Here is a 4785-nt window from a genome sequence, read left to right as displayed (position 1 = left end):
CTCTATTACATCCCTACCTCACTTTAAAAGATGTTGGTAATGACAAGGCCTAGAGGCTGGGAACCAGTCAGGGCAGGGGCTATATTTTAACTTAGTGCCATTCAGCCTTAACCCAAGCGTATTGGGTTATCAGTTGGTTGGGAATTTTTAAGTATGAGCATTTTACTTCGGGCTTGTTGAAAGTAATGCAGATGCGATCGCTTGAGCAATTGGATAGTCCAAATCTCTCTCTAGCATCCCCCACTCTCCTGTAGGATTAATTTCTAAAAAAACATATTCTCCTGATGGCGTTTTAATCAAATCAAATGCTCCAAAAACCAGTCCAAACTTAGCCATAAAGGCATCCAAACAACGGATTAGTCGATCGGGTAATTGATGTGGTTGCCAGGTAAGAATCTCTTTTGTCTCGCGTCGCCAATCCTGGGTAGATGCTGCATACTCAGACGCATCTAGCGCCCCGACAAAGAGATTGCCATTCACATATACTGCTCGTAGTTCTTGCTGTTTAGGAATTTGTTCTTGAAACATAACTGGACTATAGCGCAGTGTTTCAGCATCAAGTAAGTCTTCTTCTTTAACGGTGCTGGTATACATGAAAAAAGAAGAGGCTTGCATCCCAAAAGAAAGAGGTCTGAGCAGTTTGACAATCATTTTTCCCTTAACTTGGTGGAAAAATTCTCGTGCTTCTTGAGGATTGTTAGTGACAAGAGTCCGAGGTATGACAAGACCTACTTCTGATGCAATCCGCAGTTGGCGTAACTTGTTTTCAGCTGCACTTATCCGGCGTAAATCATCCACCCACTTAGCATCTCTGAGGCTGTCCCAAAAGCCATCTAAGACTGCGAGTGATTCATTAGAACAGGCTGCTTGAAATTGTGGAGCTAATTCTTGACCGAGATCGGGTTGCCAAATACGCCGCATCCATACTGCTTGCACTTGCTCGGTGTTGAGGGAGCGATCGTTATATTGCAGTGAATGATTGCTACCAGAGTTACTTAAATTAGCCTGGAGTTGAAGTGCGATCGGAAACTTATCAGTATCAAGACGAAATGGCTGTGCGCCTAGTTTTGATACTGCTTCTGCAACTCTATCTATTGTAAAGTAATCACCACTATGGGTGATTAATAAAACTACATCACGAGCGAGGTGCATAAAATATTTTTATTAGTTTTTGCATTTTCACTATTGTTAACTCTTGAGAAAGCAAAATTTTAAACAAGCGAACTTAATTTTAATGAGAAGCCAACCCCTAGATGAAGTTGGCACTAACTGTATTTTTATACTGACAATAGTTTTAAAACCGCATCTCTGGTGTAATCAAAAGTATGCAGCTATGAAGGTGAAGACGGCGAACTGTCATCACCATCTGAAGGATACTTCTGAGTAACAGCGTACTCATCACTATCAGAAGGGTACTTCTTAGTTACTGCGCCATCTTCTTGATCGGATGGAAACTTCAGAGTTGTTACAAGTTCATCCTTATTCTTGTTTGTGGCATTATTACATTTACCACCGATAATCGCTTTTGAGTCTTCATCAGAAAGGTCTTCAAGGCTTTGCCCTTCCAAGAATCGAGCGAAGAATGGTACTGCTTGTGAATTCAACTTTTCTGGTTTGTTTTCAGACACAATCTTTCTCCTATAAAAACGGAACTTAAATATCTCCTGTATTATATGACATAATACATACTAATACCTTTGCCAAAAAAAGAATTTATACATCAACTCAACCTCAGAAATTGGCGAAGTTTGACTTACCATAATAAGTAAATATTTATTAAAAAATAAATATTTACTTTTGTGTAATTACGCTTGTATAAAGTTAAAAATATAATAATTTTTCTTACAGCAAGTATGGACGGGGCGCAATTGTGAAACAGTATAGTAACGGGACTGGGGACTGGGGATGGTGGGGCAGGTAATTATCAAAAGATTCACTTAAATATCTTAATAATCATCCTTAAAAGCGCGATATTTCTAGGAATTATTGACTTCAAAATAATTCAAAATATTCTCTTTGCTCCCAGTTAGTCACCTGCTTTAAATAGTCTTCTGGTGGCCGATCGCCGACGGACTGCAAAAAGCGATTAATTTCATTCTGTTTCATCTTTATGATGAAATTGATGAACTGCTGCCCCATTTTTTGAGCAAAAAGTTCGCTTTGGCTCAAATATGAAATCGCCTCTGGTAAACTTTTGGGTAAGGTGGGACTTTCTGTAGCGTAAGGTGACTCTGTTGGAGAGCCAGGGTCAAGTTTACGATCTACACCATCTAGCCCAGAAATCAATTGCGATGCCATATACAGATAAGGATTGGCTGCTGGTTCTCCAACTCGGTTTTCAATGTGGGTGGTGGGATCATCATAACCGCCTTGTAATCTAATCATTGCCCCTCGATTTTCCAATCCCCATCCGGCGCGATCGGGAGCTAGGGAATAAGGTCTAAATCTTTTGTAGCCGTTAATTGTCGGGGTTGTGAACACAGAAGCGGGATTGGCGTGTTTCAGAAGACCACCAACGAAATGTTTACCTAAATCTGACATTAGGGTTTTAGAGTTTGCAGACATGAAAGCGTTCTCGCCTGTGCTTCGGTCTACCAGGGATTGGTGCAAATGCCAGCCATTGGAAGAAGAACCTTGTAATCCTGGACGACACATAAATGATGCGATGTAACCTTGTTGACGGCAGATTTGCTTGGTCGCCATTCGGAATATCATCATTGTATCCGCAGCTTGCAACGCCGGAATCGGGTCAAAGGTAAATTCAAATTGACCGACACCTCCTTCATTTTCTACACTCCTTAAAGGCAATCCCATTTCAACTAAGTTTTCTGCTAAAACGCGCAGTAAGTCGTGAATCTCTGGATTGTGGGATTCTAAAAGATATTGGAAACTATGCTCTACAGCGCTAACTTTTGCAGGTTCACCAGGTTTTCCAGAAGTACCAACATTAGCGATCGCTAACATTGGATCTTCTAACTTTGCCAGATACCACTCAACTTCTAAGCCGACAATATACTCCAATCCTCTTTGATGTAACTCTACCAATGATTGGCGCAAAATACCGCGACTGGAAAAGGGCATTACCTGACCATTTTGAAAGTACTCGTCACAGAGAATAAAACCAGTACGTTTTGCCCAAGGCAGAATTTTGAAGGTATCAGGATCGGGAACAGCCACAAGATTTGGCGCACCTGTCATCAAAGGCATATCTAAACTACCCCCAGGAACAAACGGGTTAAATACTATTGCACCACCAGTATCAAACAAGAATGTCCCTGTGCTGATTTGCATACCGTTTTCTAAGGCGCTGAAAAATGTCTGCGGTAAGAGCGATTTGCTGCGAACAATGCCATGCTGGTCAGACCAAGCGGTACGAATCAACAATAGATCCCGTTCTTTGACAACAGCCTCAAGCTTTTTAGATGCTTCTTTTTGGATTTCTGTCCACAGGTGATGACGCTCAATAAATCCAGGCTTTTTCATTGCACACAAAAGGTCTTAAATTAACATGGAGCGATTCTGTTGACGCTTGACGAATGTGACGATATTAACTAGAGTTCTGCATGAGTTAAAGCGTTTTAAAGCTCAATTACTTTATTTGGTTGAAATATACATTCTGGAGTGAGAATATTAGCTTAGATCATTGTGAAATAAGATTCGACAGTAAGAATTTTATATTTTATTATACTTAAGCGTGACATGATTGCGTGGTTTCTAACTTGTAGCTCCTAATTAAATACTCCTGACTTCCTTTTTTCAGAAGCTAACCAATTTTTATCAATCATTGCAGAAGATGATTAAAAATTAAGATTCATTGAGTTTTCACTAACATCATGAAGGTGTAATAGAGTAAAAGTGAGAATTGGAGCGTTGACGTGGAGTTAGTAACTATACACAGACAGCCAGCAAGCATTCTTGGTTTAGCAGGGCAATCGATAGATGCTGCAACTGTTTCATTGGCATTTGAAGCGGGGATCAATTACTTTTTCTTTTACAATTTGGAATCAGAAAACTTCTTGGATGGCTTGAAATCTCTGTTGGTAGGAAAGCGTGAGCAGACCTTGGTAGCAACAGGTAGTGAAAATCGGAATATAGAATCTTTACGCAATTACTTAGACTGTGTGCGCCATCATTTAAATATCGCGCAAGTAGATGTATTTTTTGCTGAATATGTTTCTCCTGCTGATAACATAGGTCAACTTCAAGCGGTGCTTGACGAACTGCATTCTTGGAAAGATCAAAAATTTGTGCGTTATGTAGGAGTCACAACTCACAACCTACCCATTGCCAAACAATTAATAGAAGCACATCAATGTGACGTGCTGATGCTCCGCTATAATATGGCACATCGAAAAGCTCAAGAAGATGTTCTTCCCAGCGCTTCAAAGACAGGTATTCCAGTAGTAGCGTTTACCTGTACTCGTTGGGGGTCATTACTTAAGGGGCATCCCAATTGGCAACAAAAACCACCACTAGCAGCAGATTGTTACCGAATGGCACTAAGTCATCGGGCAGTGCGTCTGGCACTTACTGCCCCAAAAAATAGGCAGCAATTACTGGAAAATCTTTCTGTGCTGCACTCACCCCAACTTTCGCAGCAGGAACTAACTCATTGGCAGGAGTATGGCGACTTAATTTATGGTACTGGACAAGACGCTTTTGATACTCAATGGATTTAAAATCCTGGTTATTGCTAGTGGTAAAGCAATTCATCTATGGTGCTATTTTTTCTTTAAGGTGATTTTTTAAAAAGAAATTACCAGCTAAAGTGGTCGAATCAAGATA

At 40.5% G+C, this 4785-nt stretch carries 4 protein-coding genes; 1 reads left to right on the top strand and 3 read right to left on the bottom strand.

Going from position 1 to position 4785, the window contains the following annotated elements; translation table 11 throughout:
- Positions 1 to 162: 162 nt before the first annotated feature.
- The 3 genes from RM368_RS37955 to RM368_RS37945 form a co-directional block, all read right to left on the bottom strand.
- The gene (locus RM368_RS37955; RefSeq protein WP_322698842.1) at positions 163 to 1152 is read right to left on the bottom strand and encodes an MvdC family ATP-grasp ribosomal peptide maturase; all 990 of its coding nucleotides are present in this window, start codon (positions 1150 to 1152) and stop codon (positions 163 to 165) included.
- Between the two features lie 179 nt (positions 1153 to 1331).
- On the bottom strand, positions 1332 to 1628 hold the full coding sequence (locus RM368_RS37950; protein ID WP_322698841.1) for a microviridin/marinostatin family tricyclic proteinase inhibitor: 297 nt from the start codon (positions 1626 to 1628) through the stop codon (positions 1332 to 1334).
- 364 nt (positions 1629 to 1992) lie between these two features.
- The gene (locus RM368_RS37945) at positions 1993 to 3483 is read right to left on the bottom strand and encodes a glutamine synthetase family protein (protein WP_322698840.1); all 1491 of its coding nucleotides are present in this window, start codon (positions 3481 to 3483) and stop codon (positions 1993 to 1995) included.
- Between the two features lie 392 nt (positions 3484 to 3875).
- On the opposite strand from RM368_RS37945, the gene RM368_RS37940 reads away from it, so the two are divergent.
- Positions 3876 to 4679, top strand: a complete 804-nt coding sequence (locus RM368_RS37940) for an aldo/keto reductase (RefSeq protein ID WP_322698839.1) — start codon at positions 3876 to 3878, stop codon at positions 4677 to 4679.
- The last annotated feature ends 106 nt before the right edge of the window (positions 4680 to 4785 follow it).

Source organism: Nostoc sp. DedSLP03, assembly GCF_034530815.1.
GTDB lineage: Bacteria > Cyanobacteriota > Cyanobacteriia > Cyanobacteriales > Nostocaceae > Nostoc.
This window is presented reverse-complemented; position numbering and strand designations above follow the sequence as displayed.

What these genes read in the sequence shown, in the direction of transcription:
- RM368_RS37955 (WP_322698842.1), bottom strand. Translation starts at nt 1,152, where the DNA reads ATGCACCTCGCTCGTGATGTAGTTTTATTAATCACCCATAGTGGTGAT.
- RM368_RS37945 (WP_322698840.1), bottom strand. Translation starts at nt 3,483, where the DNA reads ATGAAAAAGCCTGGATTTATTGAGCGTCATCACCTGTGGACAGAAATC.